At 60.7% G+C, this 17,798-nt stretch carries 19 protein-coding genes and 1 tRNA gene; 7 read left to right on the top strand and 13 right to left on the bottom strand.

Annotated elements, in window-relative coordinates; genetic code table 11:
* Positions 1-205: 205 nt before the first annotated feature.
* Complete coding sequence (locus tag AC1DIJ_RS19040) at positions 206-1,075, bottom strand: DUF6602 domain-containing protein (protein ID WP_148194267.1); 870 nt, start codon at positions 1,073-1,075, stop codon at positions 206-208.
* A 164-nt stretch (positions 1,076-1,239) separates the two neighbouring features.
* Positions 1,240-2,229, bottom strand: a complete 990-nt coding sequence (locus tag AC1DIJ_RS19035) for an MBL fold metallo-hydrolase (protein WP_112387685.1) — start codon at positions 2,227-2,229, stop codon at positions 1,240-1,242.
* 235 nt (positions 2,230-2,464) lie between these two features.
* Between AC1DIJ_RS19035 and AC1DIJ_RS19030 the strand changes: the two genes are divergently transcribed.
* Positions 2,465-3,889, top strand: a complete 1,425-nt coding sequence (locus AC1DIJ_RS19030) for a DHA2 family efflux MFS transporter permease subunit (RefSeq protein WP_112387684.1) — start codon at positions 2,465-2,467, stop codon at positions 3,887-3,889.
* A 1-nt stretch (position 3,890) separates the two neighbouring features.
* Here the strand turns inward: AC1DIJ_RS19030 and AC1DIJ_RS19025 are convergent, their stop codons facing one another.
* The 3 genes from AC1DIJ_RS19025 to AC1DIJ_RS19015 are packed head-to-tail and all read right to left on the bottom strand — an operon-like array spanning position 3,891 to position 6,598.
* Positions 3,891-4,274, bottom strand: coding sequence for a VOC family protein (locus tag AC1DIJ_RS19025; RefSeq protein ID WP_112387683.1), 384 nt, complete (start codon positions 4,272-4,274; stop codon positions 3,891-3,893).
* Between the two features lie 58 nt (positions 4,275-4,332).
* Positions 4,333-5,052: an RlmE family RNA methyltransferase gene (locus AC1DIJ_RS19020; RefSeq protein ID WP_112387709.1), complete on the bottom strand. Its 720-nt coding sequence runs from the start codon at positions 5,050-5,052 to the stop codon at positions 4,333-4,335.
* A gap of 7 nt (positions 5,053-5,059) precedes the next feature.
* A complete protein-coding gene (locus AC1DIJ_RS19015; RefSeq protein WP_112387682.1) occupies positions 5,060-6,598 on the bottom strand; it encodes a Ppx/GppA phosphatase family protein in 1,539 nt (512 codons plus the stop codon).
* Positions 6,599-6,843: 245 nt separating this feature from the next.
* Between AC1DIJ_RS19015 and AC1DIJ_RS19010 the strand changes: the two genes are divergently transcribed.
* Together AC1DIJ_RS19010 and AC1DIJ_RS19005 are read left to right on the top strand one after the other, a co-directional pair.
* Positions 6,844-6,917: transfer RNA gene (locus tag AC1DIJ_RS19010), tRNA-Gln, on the top strand.
* Between the two features lie 525 nt (positions 6,918-7,442).
* Positions 7,443-8,075 (top strand): hypothetical protein, encoded by a 633-nt coding sequence (locus AC1DIJ_RS19005; RefSeq protein WP_148194268.1) that lies wholly within the window; start codon positions 7,443-7,445, stop codon positions 8,073-8,075.
* Here AC1DIJ_RS19005 and AC1DIJ_RS19000 read toward each other — a convergent pair.
* From AC1DIJ_RS19000 to AC1DIJ_RS18970, 7 genes are all read right to left on the bottom strand, one after another.
* Entirely contained in the window at positions 8,045-8,674 is a 630-nt protein-coding gene (locus AC1DIJ_RS19000) for a hypothetical protein (protein WP_112387708.1), read from the bottom strand. The two genes, AC1DIJ_RS19005 and AC1DIJ_RS19000, sit on opposite strands and share 31 nt — an antisense overlap.
* A 91-nt stretch (positions 8,675-8,765) precedes the next feature.
* A complete protein-coding gene (locus tag AC1DIJ_RS18995; RefSeq protein WP_112387680.1) occupies positions 8,766-9,812 on the bottom strand; it encodes a GH25 family lysozyme in 1,047 nt (348 codons plus the stop codon).
* 220 nt (positions 9,813-10,032) lie between these two features.
* Entirely contained in the window at positions 10,033-10,194 is a 162-nt protein-coding gene (locus AC1DIJ_RS18990) for a DUF1328 domain-containing protein (RefSeq protein ID WP_112387679.1), read from the bottom strand.
* Positions 10,195-10,295: 101 nt separating this feature from the next.
* Positions 10,296-10,835, bottom strand: coding sequence for a hypothetical protein (locus AC1DIJ_RS18985; protein ID WP_112387678.1), 540 nt, complete (start codon positions 10,833-10,835; stop codon positions 10,296-10,298).
* Positions 10,836-10,889: 54 nt separating this feature from the next.
* Positions 10,890-11,690 carry an anti-sigma factor family protein gene (locus AC1DIJ_RS18980; protein WP_112387677.1) on the bottom strand — a complete coding sequence of 267 codons (801 nt, stop codon included), beginning with the start codon at positions 11,688-11,690 and terminating at the stop codon, positions 10,890-10,892.
* Positions 11,687-12,292, bottom strand: a complete 606-nt coding sequence (locus tag AC1DIJ_RS18975) for an RNA polymerase sigma factor (protein WP_112387676.1) — start codon at positions 12,290-12,292, stop codon at positions 11,687-11,689. The genes AC1DIJ_RS18980 and AC1DIJ_RS18975 overlap by 4 nt, the downstream gene beginning before the upstream one ends.
* 42 nt (positions 12,293-12,334) lie before the next feature.
* On the bottom strand, positions 12,335-12,871 hold the full coding sequence (locus AC1DIJ_RS18970; protein ID WP_112387675.1) for a tetratricopeptide repeat protein: 537 nt from the start codon (positions 12,869-12,871) through the stop codon (positions 12,335-12,337).
* 167 nt (positions 12,872-13,038) lie between these two features.
* Here AC1DIJ_RS18970 and AC1DIJ_RS18965 point away from each other — a divergent pair, with 167 nt between their 5' ends.
* From AC1DIJ_RS18965 to AC1DIJ_RS18950, 4 genes are all read left to right on the top strand, one after another.
* Positions 13,039-14,091, top strand: a complete 1,053-nt coding sequence (locus AC1DIJ_RS18965; protein ID WP_112387674.1) for a type III polyketide synthase — start codon at positions 13,039-13,041, stop codon at positions 14,089-14,091.
* A complete protein-coding gene (locus tag AC1DIJ_RS18960) occupies positions 14,091-14,579 on the top strand; it encodes an isoprenylcysteine carboxylmethyltransferase family protein (RefSeq protein ID WP_112387673.1) in 489 nt (162 codons plus the stop codon). The genes AC1DIJ_RS18965 and AC1DIJ_RS18960 overlap by 1 nt, the downstream gene beginning before the upstream one ends.
* Before the next feature lie 88 nt (positions 14,580-14,667).
* Entirely contained in the window at positions 14,668-15,915 is a 1,248-nt protein-coding gene (locus tag AC1DIJ_RS18955) for an NAD(P)/FAD-dependent oxidoreductase (protein ID WP_112387672.1), read from the top strand.
* 124 nt (positions 15,916-16,039) lie between these two features.
* Positions 16,040-17,260, top strand: coding sequence for a YeeE/YedE family protein (locus AC1DIJ_RS18950; RefSeq protein ID WP_112387671.1), 1,221 nt, complete (start codon positions 16,040-16,042; stop codon positions 17,258-17,260).
* On the opposite strand, the gene AC1DIJ_RS18945 is transcribed toward AC1DIJ_RS18950, so the two are convergent.
* Positions 17,257-17,790: a gluconokinase gene (locus AC1DIJ_RS18945; protein WP_112387670.1), complete on the bottom strand. Its 534-nt coding sequence runs from the start codon at positions 17,788-17,790 to the stop codon at positions 17,257-17,259. The two genes, AC1DIJ_RS18950 and AC1DIJ_RS18945, sit on opposite strands and share 4 nt — an antisense overlap.
* Positions 17,791-17,798: the final 8 nt, after the last annotated feature.

Raw genomic sequence — 17,798 nt, 5'->3', positions numbered from 1 at the left:
GAAAAATGCGACCCCACCCGGAACGAATCGTCCGCACCGGCGGTGTGCAAGGGTTGCTTTGGAAGTTGGCGAGGGCTGGTAACACGTCTATGACAGGTTGGGAATAGCAAAACGCGAATGCCTGCTGCGCGTCCAGGGAATAGGACGATGTGCATTGGCGATCATTTACCAGAGGCGTGCAGAGTTGGGCGCGCGATAGCCGCAACTAGCTATAAAGTTTAAAAATACTTGTAGGAAGCGGTTCGGAGCCGATATCGAAATAACGGTCGAATGCACTGACCGGTACAGTTCGCCCTTCTCTCGCATGTAGTTTCAATTCACTAGTCAGCATTGCAAATGCACGTGCCTTGTCCGGACAAAACGCCACGGAATTTGCGCTCATCGGCGAAGATTGCAGCGCCATGGACGGCCACTCAGCATTAAGAATGAATCCATCGTTGAGAGAGACAATGATGTTCGGCAGGGCATCGAAGCCTTGTGCTTTTCCAAATTCGACCAAGTTCGCCAGAGTTGCGTCCGGGCCATTCGCAAAAGATCGGCACAGAATGAACCCGTATATCTGATCTCTGAACTTTAGACCTTGGTCGTATTCATTTGAAGGGATTGCGGCATAGGTGGCTCCGTGGCCGTATAATCGATAATCGGCAGCGCTGGACATGCCATTTGACTGAGTTCGATGGGAAAATCGCCGGAGATCTCTGGCAGATTTCACCTTTCTCAGAGCATCAAAAAGCGTGGCTTTGTCGACAGTGCTTTTGACTTCGCCAACGGCAATAACGCCTTCTACCGGAAAATAAGTCGCTTCGGGTGTATCATTCACGGAAAATATCGGACAGTAGTCTCGTTCAACGAGGACGATGTCCTGTTGAGTGCTTCTTCCACCAAAGCTATCAAGTACCAAGCCGCTCCCACACTGTATGAAACCCGGCAGTATTTTTTCCAGCTGCTTTCGTGCAGGGTTCTCACGTGCCGATCCGATTAAGCCAGGCGTTCCTGCTTCACTGGCATAGTCGAACTCAGCGACCAACCGCCTTCCAAGTTGGTTCACAAACTCAAGCGGAGAAAATTCTCCCATAGACTCAGCCCTCTATTTTGCCTGCCAACCGCCATGACAGCAGTCGAATCTGTGACTCCGAAAGTTGGGCAGCTCAAAGACTTAATATGAAGCCATGGGCTTGTAATAGCTTGCGTCCCAATCGGTGTAGGGGAGCGGCAACTAACGCTCCCCTCTTCTCTTCATCAGATATCGAACTGATAGCTCTTGGGCACGAAGCGGTAGCCGGCGCCCTTCTTTTCGACGAAGCCGACCGCCGGGAACGGCATGTGATAGCCGAGGAAGGCGATCTTGTCGGTGGCGATCAGGTCGAACACCTTTTTGCGCGAGGCGGCGGCCTCGGCCTTGTTCATGTCGAAACGCACTTCCCATTCCGGATGCAGCAGCGACAGGATGTAATGGTTTGCCGTATCGCCGGTAAAAACCAGCTGCTTGTTGTCGGACTGTGCATGGAAGACCATGTGGCCGGGCGTATGGCCAGGCGCCAGCATCGCGGTGATGCCGCTGACGACGGAATCGCCTTCCTTGATGAAGGTGGTCTTTTCGGCAAAGGGCACGACATTGGCGAGAACAGCCTTGTGGCCGCCTTCGGCAGGCGTGCCTTCGCGGGCCTTGTCGGTCCAGAAATCATACTCCGCCTGCCCGGCGACGTAGCGGGCGTTCTTGAAAGCCGGGGCGCCGCCTTCCATCATACCGCCGATATGGTCGCCATGCATATGCGTCAGTGCCACGACGGTGACGTCATCGACGCTGTAGCCGGCAGCCTTCAGGCCATCCTGCAACTTGCCCATGCCACGCTCGCGGCCGCCGGCACCGAAGCCGGTATCGACGAGGATCACATCGGAACCGGTGTCGATGATCGCGGGCGAATAGCTGTTCACGAACTTGTCGGCGGGCAGGAAGTTTTCGGTGAGCAGTGTCTTCACTGCTTCCGGGTCCTGATTGGTGCCGAAGGTTTCGAACGGCTTCTCCAGCACGTTGCTGCCGTCGCGGACGGCGGTGATCTTGAAGGAACCCAGCTTGAATTGATTGATCTCTGGCAATGCTGTCGTCATCTTTGCTTTATCTCCGGTCTCGGCCGCCTGGGCCGGTATTCTCAAAATGGCCGGCGCCGCCAGCAGGCCAAGACCTGCGGCAAAAAGCGTGCGCCGCTTCATCCCCAATGAAACTGCCATATATCCATCCTCCGGCAACGTGCGATCTCTATTCGCACTCATCCCCACGTGCTTGCCGGGCATTTCTGGCCGCGGCGGCGTAAGCATATGTCAATGTTGAAAGGAGAAGTTGTCGAACAAGCCGTCTCACGCAGACGTGAAGCGGATGTGTAGACTTCAGCATTTCCGGGATTGGCAGAGACCGAGCCCGGGACTAAACAGCAGCCGCCCCCAAGACCATTCAAGGCTTTCGCCTATGAACCGCATCGTTCCGCTGATCCTTGCCGTCGCGCTCTTCATGGAGCAGATGGATTCGACCGTTATCGCCACCGCACTGCCGGCGATCGCCAATGACCTGCATGTCAACCCGATCACCCTGAAGCTGGCGCTGACCTCCTACATGGTGTCGCTGGCCGTCTTCATTCCGATCAGCGGCTGGATGGCCGACAGGTTCGGCGCCAAGAACATCTTCCGGCTGGCCATCGGCGTTTTCGTCGTCGGCTCGATCTTCTGCGCCAGTTCGTCCAATCTCGTCGAATTCGTCTTCGCCCGCTTCCTGCAGGGGATCGGCGGCTCGATGATGACCCCGGTCGGCCGCCTCGTGCTGGTGCGAACGACGCAGCGAAGCGATCTTGTCTCGGCCATGGCGCTGCTCACCATCCCGGCGCTGGTGGGCCCGCTGGCCGGACCGCCGCTCGGCGGTTTCATCACCACCTATTTCAGCTGGCACTGGATCTTCCTCATCAATGTTCCGGTCGGCGTCATCGGCGTGTGGCTGGCGACCATCTTCCTGCCGCATGTCGAGGCAACGCGGCCACCGAAACTCGATGTCATCGGGTTTATCCTGACATCCGTTTCCGCGGCTGGCGTCGTCTTCGGCCTTTCGGTCGTCAGCCTGCCTGCGCTGCCGCCGGTCATTGGCATCACGGCGACAATCGTCGGTCTCATCTGCGGCTGGCTTTACGTCCGCCACGCCCGAAGCCACCCGGCGCCGATCCTGAACCTCGACCTCTTCAAGAACGCCACCTTCCGCGCCTCGACCACGGGCGGCACGCTGTTTCGCATCTGCGTCGGCGCCATGCCATTCCTGACACCGCTGATGCTGCAGCTCGGCTTCGGCCTGACGCCGTTTCAATCCGGCCTCATCACCTTCTCCGGGGCGATCGGGGCGATCACCACCAAGTTCATGGCGCGCCGTGTCTTTGCCGCTGCCGGTTTCCGCTCGACGCTGCTGACGGCCGCCTGCGTGACGACCGTCGTCACCGCTGCGACCGGCTTCTTCACGCCGGAGACCCCGCATCTGGCGATCGTCATTATTCTGCTGATCGGCGGCTTCTCGCGATCGTTCATCTTCACCGGCATCAACGCGCTCGCCTTTGCCGACATCAAGGATTCTGAGGCCAGCCAGGCGACGTCGATGAGTTCGGTGATGCAGCAGATCAGCCTGGCGCTCGGCGTTTCCGTTGCCGCCATGATCCTGGAAACCTGCATCTATTTCCGCGGCGAGGCGCTGCAGGTGGCCGATTTCCACGTCGCCTTCTATGTCATCGCCGCGCTGACGCTCATCGCGATGATCCCGTTCATCCGCATGGACAGGAATGCCGGGGCCGTGGTCTCCGGCCATCGTGGCAAGCCGATCACGCCTGCCGCCATCGAGGCCGAGCAGCAGGCGGTGAAATAGCCTATTCCGGCAACTCGCAGACGGCGCTGAGCTTGTTGCCGTCGGGATCCCTGACATAGGCAGCGTAGAAGCTGTCGTGGAACGGGCGCAGGCCCGGTTCGCCCTCGTCCTTGCCTCCGGCGGCGATCGCCGCCGCGTAGAAGGCATCGACATCGGCGCGGGTGGCGGCAGACAGTGCGGCCATCGTGCCATTGCCATTCGACGCGCGGCGCCGGTTGAACGGCGTGACCACCCAAAGGCGGCAGCGGGTGTCGCCATCGGCCGAATAGCCGATCTCCTCTTCCGAATAGCGCTGGCAGCGATAGCCGAGCGGCGGCATGATGGCATCATAGAAATGCCGTGCCCGCTCGATGTCGTTGGTTCCGAGGGTCAGATAGAGAAGCATGGGTCGGTGATATTCCAGGTCTTGGGGCTGTCATAATCGCCCCAGTTCACCCGAAAGATCAAGCTTCCGTAACGTCAACCGGCTTTTGGCGGCCTTTGAAGCCCTTGGCGAGCAGGAACATCTCAACCGATTCGGCGCGCGACGATGCCGGCTTGACGTGGACGACCTGCTTGAAATGCTGCTTCAGCATGGTCAGCAGCTCGCGCTCGGTACCGCCCTGGAAGGTCTTGGTCAGGAAGTGACCGCCCTCGCCCAAAACCTCGATGGCGAAATGCGCCGCGACCTCGCAGAGATGCATGGTGCGCAGGTGGTCGGTGCGGTGGTGACCTGTGGTCGGCGCCGCCATGTCGGAGATGACGAGATCGGGCGTGCCGCCGACGGCTTCCAACAGCGCTGCCGGCGCCGATGGATCCAGGAAGTCGAGCTGCAGAACCTTGACGCCCGGAAGCTGCGTCATTTCCAGGAAGTCGATAGCCGCGACGCGGATATCCTCGTCGGTCGAGCCGGTGACCTTGGCGGCGATCTGCGACCAGCTGCCCGGCGCAGCGCCGAGATCAATGATGCGGCGCGCGCCCTTGAGGATGTTGTACTTCTCGTCGATCTCCAAAAGCTTGAAGGCCGCGCGGGCGCGATAGCCCTCGAGCTGCGCACGCTGCACATAGGGATCGTTGATATGGCGCTGCAGCCATTGGCGCGACGACGCCTTCATCTTCTTGTTCTTGACGCGCTGGCCGAGCTTGCGGCCGGTGCGGTTGCCCGCGATGGGTGCCTTGGTCATTGTTCTCTTACCTTCCACGCTGGCCGCGGCGATTGCGGTGACGGCGCCAGACACCATCATCCGCCATCATGTCGGTCAACAGGCCTTCCCTCAAACCGCGATCGGCAACGCGCATGCGCGGGCTCGGCCAGCGGCGGCGGATGGCTTCCAAAATGGCGCAACCGGCCAGAACCAGATCGGCCCGGTCGGGGCCGATGCACGGATTGGCGGCGCGGCTTGCAAAATCCCACGACAGGAGCTTCGCCTGCATGGCCGAAACCTCGTCATCCGACAACCAGATACCATCCACCTTGCGGCGATCATAACGTGGCAGATCGAGATGGACGCCGGCAAGCGTCGTCACCGTGCCCGATGTGCCGATCAGATGGAAATCTGTCGACTGGGCAACCTCGATATCGGGGCAATCGAAACCGGAGAGCATGCCCGCGACTTCGCTGACCATGCCTTCGAAGACATCGGGCGTCACGTCCCGGCCGCCATGGCGCTCGGACAGCGTGACGACGCCGACCGGCAGCGAGGTCCAGTGGGTGATGTGATTCGCCAGGCGGCTGAAGCGGTTTTCGCCGATGCGGATGACGGCGATCTCGGACGAGCCGCCGCCGATATCGAACAGCACGACAGAGCGCGTTTCACGCCCGACGAGCGACGAGCATCCCGACACCGCAAGCCGGGCTTCAGTTTCGCGGTCGATGATTTCGAGATCCAGACCGGTTTCGGCAACGACGCGCTCCAGGAAAGCTTCGCCGTTCGATGCCTGGCGGCAGGCCTCGGTGGCGATCAGCCGCATACGGCGGATTTCGCGGTTCTTCAATTTGCCGGCGCAGACGCGAAGCGCATCGACGGCGCGATCCATCGCTTCGTCGGAAAGACGGCCGCTGGCCGCCAGCCCCTCGCCGAGGCGGACGATACGCGAGAAGGCATCGACGACGCGGAACTGGCCGGGGCGTGTCGGCTGGGCAATCAGCAGACGGCAATTGTTGGTACCGAGGTCGAGCGCCGCATAGAGCTCGTCCGGCCAGGGATGTTCGAAGCCGTGATGCTCGCGTTCGCCGGCGCGATGCGGGCGCGGCTGATCGCCGCTTCGTGCATCGGCGTGGCTGTTCGCCCGGGCGGAGGGCTGATTTGCAGCAGACGATGGCTGGGAAGCGGTCTTCTCCGGCGTCAGCGGACGACCCTGAAGGCCACGCTTTCCGCGATGCTTGCGCCGGTTGCGGCGCGAGGCATGCTCCGAATCGCCAGATGGGTTGGCCGCACCATCGGCAACCTTCTGATGCTGGATGGCGGCCTGCGGTACCACGCCAGTCTGCGGCGCAGCATTGCCACGGCGGCGGCGCTTGCGCTTGCGGGACAGATTCCCTGCTGTGTTTTCCGTTGGGCGCGCAGCGTCTCCAGAGGGTCCGGAGGCGGTCTGCGAAGCGGTCTGGGTCGCGTTGCGGTTCTCGCCGCCACGTTTTCCCTTGCGGCGCCTGGACTTTTTGCCGTCCTTGCGCTGTGCCGCTGGCGCCCCGTCAAATTGCGGCTTGGCGCCGCCTTCGGGGTCTTCCACGTTGTTTTTCCACGCGCCGCGCAAGGCCTGAACGGTATGCTGCTGGCGCTCATTAGATTTTTGCGTTGCCGCAAGAATACCAGCGCCTTGCAAAATCACCAAATTCTTTTTGAAAACAGTTTTAGAAGCCCCTGAAACGCATCATCCACATGCCCTGAAATTTTTTCAAAACAGCTATTTGCATTCCGCCGCGATTTGGTTATAAGCCCCGCACGACAGCGAAGCGGCCGACGCGCCGCTCCTGCTGGGGAATAGTTCAATGGTAGAACGACGGACTCTGACTCCGTTAATCTTGGTTCGAGTCCAGGTTCCCCAGCCAATTCTCGCAAGTGTTTTTCTAAGTTACAACGACAGTTTGGTTTAGCGGCGATTTAGGTGGCAGGGCCTCGCTCTAATTCGAGCTCAGAGCGCGCGCAGCTGGCGCCTATTGAGTAGGTTGCAAAATATACTCGACTTTAACTAAACCAATGGTAGATTTCCCCGTAGGTTGGGGAGAATGTCGTACTTATGTTTGGGCCTTTCCGTCGCGAGGAATCATCTACGCAGGATACCGCTACTGCCCTAAAGCAGGTTGCATCCGGTGAAATATGGGGCAAGACACCTCGATATGGGCATACGCCGACTGTAGAGGCATATGGTGGTCTGCTGCCCCGTGGAGTTAGGGGTATCGAGTTTACAACACCTGTCGCTCCCCATCCAAACTGCGGGCCGTTTCACGCAAAATTTTATCTTGGCTTGACGCCTGGCGTCGTAAAACGGACCCTCAATGGGGAAGACTACGCATGCATTTCCGCAAACGTCACGAACAAGCAGCCCTGATATGATTAAGCAGTCGCGATATCCTATGGAGAAAGAAGCAGCGCCACAGGCTATGTTCTGGCGTCCCATTAAATATTTTTCGCCAAACATCAATAATGACGAAGACAATCTAGATAAGTACCTTTATCTTTCTTACATCCTCGACAACAACGTCTTTGATCTTAGAGTTTATAGAGGCCAGCCTCAGTCAACTGTTGCGCTATACATGCCAGAGGACGTCGAGGATTTAGAGCTCATTCTCCATGTTATTATGCAGGTCATGGAAGCTACAACCTTACCTCTTAGCTCACTTGCATGGAAGCGAGGCGACGTGTTCGAATACGGGCAGCTTAACCGCGCTCCGAAAGATCGCCTAAGAGAGCCTGAAGCACGCGTCCTCGCTTTGAAGATAGCTTCTCAGTGCGAGGACTACACCGCTTCGATGGAATTTATCAAAAATCAGGTACCCAACTACTACAGCCTTTCTGCTCTAGACGAAGAACCGTCGCCGTCTCGTAACCGCGAGAAGAAGTGGCAACAAATTGTTGGGAACGTGCAGTCGCATAGCACTACGCGATACAGTGTCTTTAATCGAGGCTTGGCGGTATCGACTGAAGACGGGATTCGAGTAACCCGGAAAGGCTTAGACTACCTGAACAGCATTGGTTTTGTATCCTGATCTGCTTTACCGAAGCGCGCTTTATAGCCAACCGGTAGCCATTTAAGTTCACTTTTGGGTTCCGCGCCGATTTCCCACACGAACCAAGCGTATGCGGTGGTACCAGATCCTTTTTGCTCTGCCCCCGACGGGTAAAACGTAATTCTTTCGCTGAAAACCCAAACCCTTGTGGGAGGCGTCCTGTCGAAGATTGTCTTTTGTCTGTTCGCCCCCTCTAAGAAAGCGAGGCGAAGAAGCATGGCGAACTTCCGCGTCGCTTTTTTCAAACCGACCGATACGAATCCTTCTGCTGCGTTGTAAGGCGGATTCGTAATTATGTTTTCGACAGATCGTTCTGCCGTGAGAAAATCGATACCCGATTCGCCATAGCCTCGATCGTACAAATCGGATGCTTCAACGCGATGCGAATATGATCTGATAACCTCGGCCATCGCCCCATCGCCGCATGCCGGCTCCCACACCGATCCCTCGAATTTTTCATTAAGTAGTAGAGCATGTGTGGCCCACGCCGGCGTGGGAAAGAAATCGGGTCCACCGAGGTCGGCGAAGCGTTTCAAAGTTGGCTTAAATCCACCATTGAGATTGTAAGTCGCGTCCATAGCCATCCTCTCGTTTGATTCGGATCATACCATAATGGAACAAAAAGGGTACACTTGGGCGTCTTGCCTAAGTTAGAGGGACAGACTCGGACTACCCCTCCCGAGGCGCCGCGAACTCATGCCACTCCGCCTCGGACCCATGGAACACATTCAAATCGATCTTGCCCTGAACACCCTGGGAAAGCCCCGAACCCGAATACTGCCAGAGCATCCAGCGGCGGCCGGGATAGACTTGCGCCGGGTGGGCGGCGACGGAGCGGAGCCAGAAGGGGTGGCTCGGGAACTGGCCGCGCAGGTTGTCGCGGTAGAAATCGGGCGCCGTATAGATGATCGGGCGCTTGCCGTAGTAGCGCTCCAGCTTGTCCATGAAGACCTGCATCTTTTCGACGACGCGTTCGGGTGACGGGCGGCGCTTGCAGCTGGATTCGCCGTTCCACTCGACGTCGATGACCGGCGGCAGGGCATCGGGATCGCGCGGCACGTTGCGCATGAACCAATCGGCCTGTTCGCCGGCGGTGCGGCACCAGTAGAAGAAATGATAGGCGCCGCGCTTCATGCCGGCGGCCTTGGCGCGCTGCCAGTTGGTGCGGAACATCGGGTCGAGATGGTCGCCGCCGTCGGTGGCCTTGATATAGGCGAAGTTGGCGCCCTGGGTTCTGAGCGTCGCCCAGTCGATATTGCCCTGCCAGCGCGAGACATCGACGCCGTGGACGGCGAGCTTGCGCGGCGAGGCGCGGCCGAAATTGATCGGCTTGGCATCACGGAACTGGTGGGCATAAATGCGCGAGCGGGTGCGCGGGGCGAATGCGGGTTCGGCCATCGGCACGGGTGCCGCCATCAGCGCTTCCGGGCGCTCGGCCGGAACCGGGGCGCCGACCACGCGATTGACAGGCTCGAAGGCCTGCGGCTGCGGCACCTGGCCTGCCCAGGCGAGCTCTTCCTGATGCGGCATGGGGGCTGAGGGCGCGGCCTGCGCATAGACGGGAGCAGCCGGAACCGGGGCGGGCGGTGGTGAAACCGAGCTCGTCGTTTCCTTCGACACCACACCGGAAACCAGACCCTCGGGGGTCGTGCTGGATGCGCAGCCCGAGATCGTCAGGCAGGCAAGAAAGATCGCAGGAACAGCCGAAAAGCGCATGGAACCCGTACACAACACAGAAAACGACATTGGCTTCATCAGGCCCGAACGGGGCCGGATGAATGGCTAACGGCAGTTTACCGGGAAATGTTGAATCCAATCTTTACGCCGGAATTTTCCGGACGGGCGTGTCATTTTCGCACGCAAGCACTTGTTAAAGATACAGAAAACCCGGCGTTTCACCGCCGGGCCGGGATGCGATCCTGTTCGTTCATTGCCGTCAGCGGCGCATCAAGCGCATGACGAGCGAGACGACGAAGAGAACCAGGAATATGAAGAAAAGAACCTGCGCGATGGACGCCGAAGCGCCTGCAATGCCGCCGAAGCCGAGCACGCCGGCAATCAGTGCCACGACGAGGAATACCAGAGCGTAATACAGCATGGCGATCTCCTAAGCGTTGGACTGACATAATAACGGCCGCCCAAGGACTTAGTTCCATGGGCGGTCGCTTCAGAATTCAGAATGAGATTTCGCGTGAGCTGTCAGCCGAAATTGAAGAGCGCGCGTTCGGCGCGGTCGCCCTGATCGGGCGCCGGCGGCTCGGCGGCATCCAGATAGAACTTGACCGGCGCCGTCAGCACGAACCAGACGCAGGCGCCGGCCATGAAGGCGTGTCCAACAGGATCGTCGCTGCCCGCCAGAAACGGCAGGCCGCCCGATACCGAAAGCACCGTCATGCGCAGCGACCATTCGGCTTCGCGCTTGGAAACGGCGCGGGCGCGGGCCGACTTGTATTGGCGGGCGTCATAGGGGTTGGATTTCTTCAGCCGCACAAGCTTGCGCAGCGATGGTAGAGCGAGCGCCAGGAGTGCGGCGAGGCTGAGCGCCAGCGGCATGCCCGACAGCCCATACCAGCAGCCTGCCGTCAGAAGCGAGATGACGATGAGATTCCAGACCGGCTCCAGCCGTTCCGGCGCCTGGCCGGTGCGGATATGCCATGCCCTGAGCACGCTCGCCGCGCCTTCCAGCAACGGCTCGTCGATATAACGATTGATCCAGTTCACGCTGATGCGCCCCTTCATTAGGAGAGCTCAGGCAAAACCACGCAAAATCGGCATGAAGATGGCGAGACGGCCTCAAGCGGTGAGTTTTGGCCTCACCGCATCGGCAATTTCGCGCATCCGATCGACCGGCGCGTGGCCGATCAGCATGAAGGCATGGGTCGCCGTCGACCAGTAGATGACGTTCATGCCCTTGCGCCCCTCGATATCGGGCTGCTTCGCCCCCTTGTCGGAGCGGATGATGCAGAGCGCCATCGGCCCGCTCTCCGGATCGAGATAGGCGATCTGCGCCAGGGGATGATCGTCATATTCAAGCAGCTGGGCGCGCTTGAAATCGACGCCCGGCAGGGCCACCGTTTCAGGCGAGAGGTTCAGTCCAAGCTTGCCATCGACGCGGGCGAGCTGCGCGGTCTGGACGTCGGCCGGCGGCACCGGACCAGCCAGCGTATCCGGCGTATAAAGCGCGATATATTCAGCGACGACGCTGCGCCACTCACTGCCCTCGTCCCGGCCGATGCTGCGGCCAATACCGAGATAGGCGCGGTCGGCAATGATGCCGACAGCAAGCGATGCGGCGAGCGCGCCGAAGAGGCCGCGGCGGGTGATGGTGGAGCGCTCCGCGCTCGCAGCCGCAGCGGCGGGCGCCGGGATCGCGGCAAGCATCGCCTCGAGCTTCTGCTTCGGCGCCTCGTCGAGCAGCGGTGCGAAAGCTTCGCTGAACGGCATGCTGCCATTGGCCAGGAACTCGATGCGGGCAGCCACTTCCTCGTCTTCATTGGCCAAGGCTTCGATGCGCGCCATGTCCGGCTGCGGCAGTTCGCCGTCAAGAAAGGCGGTCAGCTCTTCGTCGGAAGGCATGCGGATATTGCTGGTCATGGGCGCCCTCCTTCGGCTGTTTCGGCGGAGAGCCTGGCGCGGGCGGCGGCAAGGCGGCTCATCACGGTTCCGATCGGTATGTTCAAGATTTCCGCGACCTCACGATAGGCGAGCCCTTCGACATAGGCCAGGAAGACGGCGCTGCGCTGGGCCTCCGGCAAGGCATCGACCTTGCGCAGCAACTGGGCGGCGGCGACATGCGTTTCGGTCGCCCCTGCCCCATCGAAAACCAGGGTTTCCTCGGCATCGGCAAAGCCTTGGCCCTGCCGCACCTTGTTGGCCCTGATCTCGTTCAGCCAGATAGAATGGAGGATGGAAAACAGCCAGCGGTCCAGCCGGGTGCCCGGTTCGAACTGGGCGGCGCGCTCAAGCGCCCGCACGCAGGTCTGCTGCACCAGATCCTCGGCGACATCCCGCTTGCGCGACAGCACGAGACCGTAACGCCAGAGCCGGGAGAGGTGCTCCGTCAGGCCCGTCCTGATATCCGCTTCGCTCGCGATGGCCGCCTCCGCGCCTGCTGTTTTCGGCGGCGCCGCCGGGGTGACCGGCGACTCCGATTTTTCGCGACTATAGGCAAGAAACGGGGCGTGTGCGACCGCCATCAGAGCAATCCTTTGCAGCCGGCTTCGCCCATTTGCCGATCCTCAGATTTTCGAGGGGTCGATGATCGCGGCGTTCAGATCCTGGTATTCTTCGCAATCCGTGCCGCAGATCGTCTTGATCGTTGCCAGCTGGTCCTTGGCCATGTCGAGCTGGCCCTTGATGACATAGGCTTCGCCGAGATATTCGCGGACCTTCGCATATTGCGGATCGAGCTTCACCGACTGCAGGTAATAGGAAATGCCCTCGTCGGTGCGGCCGAGCTTGCGGGTGGCATAGCCGCGGTAGTTCAGGACTTCGGCGTTGTTCTGATCCTTGACAGTGTCGAGCATGGCGAGCGCCTCATCGAAACGGCCGCTCTTTGCCAGCGAATAGGCATAGTCGGTGCGGTTTTCATCGGTGATGTTGGCGCTGCTCTGCTTCACGCACTTCTTGGCCTTCTTGTCGTAGACCTCGCCCTTCTTGCAGACCGGCATGGTCTCGCTGTCGTCGCCTGCGGCGAAGACCGGGACGGAAAGTGTTGCCGCGGCAATGAAGCCGCCGAGGATGAGAGAAGCGATACGGACAGTTGTGGTCGTCATGGGAACATCTCCAGGAAAATGACGTTGCACACCAAGAACACCGGTCATCGGGATTTTATTCGGCGGGGTCATTCATTTTTTCGCATCACCTTTTCGTGACGGCGGGAGCCTGAATAAAGCGGCTCTACGTAGTGTTCTCCAGCGCCGGGTGCATAAAGGAGAACTCCGTGAACGAACGGGTGACATTGCTTAGCGTTGCGACTGCCGTGCCTGAAGCCATCATCACGCAAAGCGAGGCGGCGGCGACGTCAGCGCGCCTTTTTGCGCACCGGTTTAAGGATTTCAGGCATCTCGCCGGGGTCTTCGAGAATGCCGGGATCAATAAGCGCCATGCGGCCCGGCCGCTTTCCTGGTTCGAGGACAATCACGGCTGGCCGGACAGGATGGCCGCGTATGCGGAGGTTGCCGGTCAGTTGTTTGCGGAGGCGGCGACGAAAGCGCTTTCCCGCGCCGGGCTCAATGCAGGCGATATCGACTGTGTCGTCACCGTTTCCTCCACCGGGATCGTTACCCCGAGCCTCGATGCAAGGCTGGCACGGCAGCTCGGATTTCGCGCCGATATCGAACGCGTTCCGGTCTTCGGGCTTGGCTGCGCGGCCGGCGTTTCCGGGCTTGGCATCGCGGCGCGGCTGGCGGCGGTGCGGTCCGGCAAGACGGTGCTCTTCGTCGCCATCGAGCTCTGCACGCTGGCTTTCCGGCTGGACGAACTGACACGGCCGAACATTATCGCCACCGCGCTTTTTGCCGATGGTGCGGCTGCCTGCATCCTGCGGAGCGGAGACGGCGGCATCGCCGAGATCGAATCGTCAGGCGAGCACCTGTTTCCCGATACGCTCGACATCATGGGCTGGAAGATCGACGACACCGGCTTCGGCATCATCCTTGCGCAATCGCTGCCGCCATTCGCCGAGCGCGAACTGGGGCCTGCGATCGACGGCATTCTCGCCCGCAACGGGCTGACACGCGCGGACATCGGCCGGTTCATCTGCCACCCGGGCGGCACGAAGGTTCTGGGTGCTATGGAAGCGACGCTGGGGCTCGAACAGGGTTCGCTCGACCATGAGCGCGCCGTACTTTCGGAATACGGCAACATGTCCTCGCCGACAGTACTTTTCGTGCTGGAGCGCGCGATTGCCGCCGGTCTGCCGGAGCGCGTGGCGATGATCGCCATGGGGCCGGGCTTTTCGGCAAGCTGCGTGACACTGAGGAGGATCGGTTGATGGACGCTTCTTTGCTGCTTCTTGCTTTCGTCACCCTGCAGCGGCTGGCAGAGCTGGTGATTGCGAAGCGGAACACGCTTGCCCTGTTTGCCCGCGGCGCACGGGAGGCCGGGGCCGATCATTATGCCTACATGGTCGCCCTGCATGCGGCCTGGCTTGGCGGCCTGTGGCTGCTTGCTCCCGGCAAGCCGGTTCAAGCGGGCTGGCTTGCGCTGTTCCTGGTGCTGCAGGCCTTGCGGATCTGGGTGCTCTTCACGCTTAAGGGACGCTGGACGACGCGGATCATCATTCTGCCCGGCGAGACGCTGGTCAGAGCCGGTCCCTACAAGCTCCTCAACCATCCGAACTATGTGATCGTGACCGGCGAGATTGCCGCCCTGCCGCTTGCCTTCGGCATGCCCGCCTACGCGATCCTGTTCTCGGTTTTGAACGCCATGATGCTTGCCGTTCGCATCCGCGTTGAAAATGCAGCATTGAGAGGGCAATGAAATTGAAATGAAACGCGATTTTTCATTTGCACCGCCGCCAGCCTAAGGGCATTTTCGGGCTTGGGAACTCATTGGGTTGCAAGGAAAAATGACAAAGACTGCAATCGTGCTTGGTGCCGGCATCATCGGCGTTTCGACAGCCATCCACCTGCAACGCCGCGGCTGGCAGGCGGTGCTGGTTGATCGCAAGGCACCGGGTAACGAAACGTCCTTCGGCAATGCCGGCCTCATCCAGCGCGAGGGCGTCGTTCCCTACGGTTTTCCGCAGCAGGTCGGGCTGTTGCTGCGCTATGCGCTGAACAACCGCATCGACGCGCATTATCACCTGAAGACGCTGCCGAAGCAGGTCGCCTTCCTCGCCCGCTACTGGTGGAATTCCAATGCCCGCCGGCACGATGCGATCACCCGCGCCTATGCGCCGCTGATCGAGAATTCGGTGCTTGAACACAAGGACCTGATCGAGGCGTCGCATGCCGAAGCGCTGATCCGCAAGGATGGCTGGATGCGGGTGTTTCGCACCGCCGAGAAATACGACCAGGCGATTGCCGAAGCCGCACTCTGGGAACGGGAATTCGGCGTCGAGTACGACAAGTTGGGTTCAGCCGATGTCGCGCGCATCGAGCCAGGCCTGATCCAGAATTTCACCGGCGGCCTGCGCTGGCGCGATCCGTGGTCGGTTCTCGATCCGCATGCGCTGACGGCGGCTTACTGCGCCTATTTCGAAAGCATCGGCGGCCGTTTCGTCAGCGGCGATGCAAACTCGCTCGGACAGGCCGGCTCGGGTTGGCGGATTTCCACGGCAGAAGGCCCGCTCGATGCCGATGATGTGGTTCTGGCGCTCGGCCCCTGGGCCGAGGTCGCGACCAAGCGGCTCGGCTATTCCTTCCCGCTCGGCGTCAAACGCGGCTACCACATGCATTACGCCGCGCAGGGAAATGCCGTTCTCAACAACTGGACACTGGATGCCGAGCGCGGCTACTTCCTGGCGCCGATGAACAAGGGCATCCGCCTGACGACGGGCGCGGAATTCGCAACGCTCGACGCCCCGAAAACGCCGGTGCAGCTCGACCGCGCCGAGAGGGTGGCGCGCACGATCTTCCCGCTCGGCGAGCGGCTGGACCCCGAACCCTGGATGGGCGCGCGCCCCTGCACGCCCGACATGATGCCCATCATCGGCAAGGCGCCACGGCATAATGGATTGTGGTTCGCCTTCGGCCATGCGCATCACGGGCTGACACTCGGACCGGTCACCGGCAGAGTGCTGGCGGAGCTGATGACCGGCGAAAAACCGTTTATCGATATATCCGCTTACTCACCGCAGCGTTTCAATCCTTAAGCACTTGCGCAGACTGGCCTTTTTCCGCCAGATGAATCCGCATCAGGGGCTTTTCAGGAAACAGGATTCCTCCAAAACCAGCACCTGAAGTTCTAGTATTGCGCTAGAATTTCAGGAGAATCCCATGTCCATTGCTTCACCCAGCCTCCCCGGCATCAAGGAGCCGTCGCTCGGCACGCCGGGGCTCGGCTCGATCATCGTGCTCGTTCTCGGCACTCTGCTGCTCGGCTATTTCTACGGCCCGGCGCAGGGCGCCCTGTGCCTTGTCGGCGGCGCGCTCGGTATCGCGCTCTACCATGCCGCCTTCGGCTTCACCTCCGCCTGGCGCGTGCTGATCCTCGATGGGCGCGGCCGGGGCTTGCGAGTGCAGATGATCCTGCTTGCCATCGCCGTCGTGCTGTTCTTCCCGTTCCTGGCAAGCGGCACGCTGTTCGGTCATGAAGTGAAGGGCTCCGTCTCGCCCGCCGGACTCGGTGTCATCGCCGGCTCCTTTATGTTCGGCATCGGCATGCAGCTCGGTGGCGGATGCGCGTCCGGCACGCTGTTCACCGCCGGTGGCGGCAACGCCGGCATGCTGATCACGCTGCTGTTCTTCATCATCGGCTCGGTGCTTGGCACCGTCAATTTCGACTGGTGGGTCAGCCTGCCGTCGCTGCCGCCAACCTCGCTGGTGCAGAGCTTCGGCGCTGTGGGCGGTATCGCCGTATCGCTGGCGATCTTCGCAGCCGTCGCCTGGATCAGCGTTATCGTCGAGAAGCGCTGGCACGGCTCGCTCGAGCAACCGGCTCCCTCGCCGCGCCAGGGCCTTTCGCGCTTCCTGCGTGGTCCCTGGCCGCTCGTCCTCGGTGCGGTGGCACTGGCGCTTCTGAACTTTCTGACGCTGGCCATCGCTGGCCGTCCGTGGGGTATCACGTCGGCCTTTGCGCTCTGGGGTGCCAAGGGCGCCGTGCTGCTCGGCATCGATCCGACGGCCTGGGCCTATTGGCAGACGCCTGCCAATGCCAAGGCGCTCTCCGACAGCGTCTTTGCCGATATCACCTCGGTCATGGATTTCGGGATCATCGCCGGCGCGATGCTGGCCTCCTCGCTCGCCGGCCGTTTCTCGCCGAGCTGGGATATTCCGCTTCGTTCAGTCGTTGCCGCCGTCGTCGGCGGTCTGCTGCTGGGTTATGGGGCGCGCATCGCCTATGGCTGCAATATCGGCGCCTATTTCTCCGGGATCGCTTCGGGCAGCCTGCATGGCTATCTCTGGGCGTTCTCTGCCTTTGCGGGGAATATCGTCGGCGTCAAGTTCCGTCCGTTCTTCTTCCTGGAGAAGAAGAACCTGCGCCGCATCGACGGTTAGGAAATACCGAGCGGCGCGAGCTTCATTCGCGCCGCGTCCGCAATCGCGTCGATGGTGCCGTCGATATCGACCGTGACCACGCCGGGTTCGCCGGTCGGAACCTCAAGCGTTGCAAGCTGGCTTTCCAGCAGCGATGCTGGCATGAAATGGCCGGTGCGATGGCCCATGCGGTCCATCAACAGTTCCTTCGAACCTTCCAGATAGACGAAGAAGAGATTGCCGCCGGCGGCTTCGCGCAGCCGTTCGCGGTAGATGCGCTTCAGCGCCGAGCAGGAAACGATGACACCCTCGCCTTCGGAGAGCGCGGACTTGATCGTCTGGCCGATCACATCCAGCCAGGGCATGCGGTCCTCGTCGGTGAGCGGGATACCTTTCGACATCTTCTCGACATTGGAGCGCGGATGAAGCGCATCGCCTTCAACGAAACGGAGGCTCAGCGCCTCCGCCAGTTTCTCGCCGATCGAGGATTTGCCGGAGCCGCTGACGCCCATGACGATGATGGCATGGGGCTTGCGGTCATTCTCCGGCATCTCTGATC

This window comes from Rhizobium sp. 10N427 (assembly GCF_056394605.1).
This window is presented reverse-complemented; position numbering and strand designations above follow the sequence as displayed.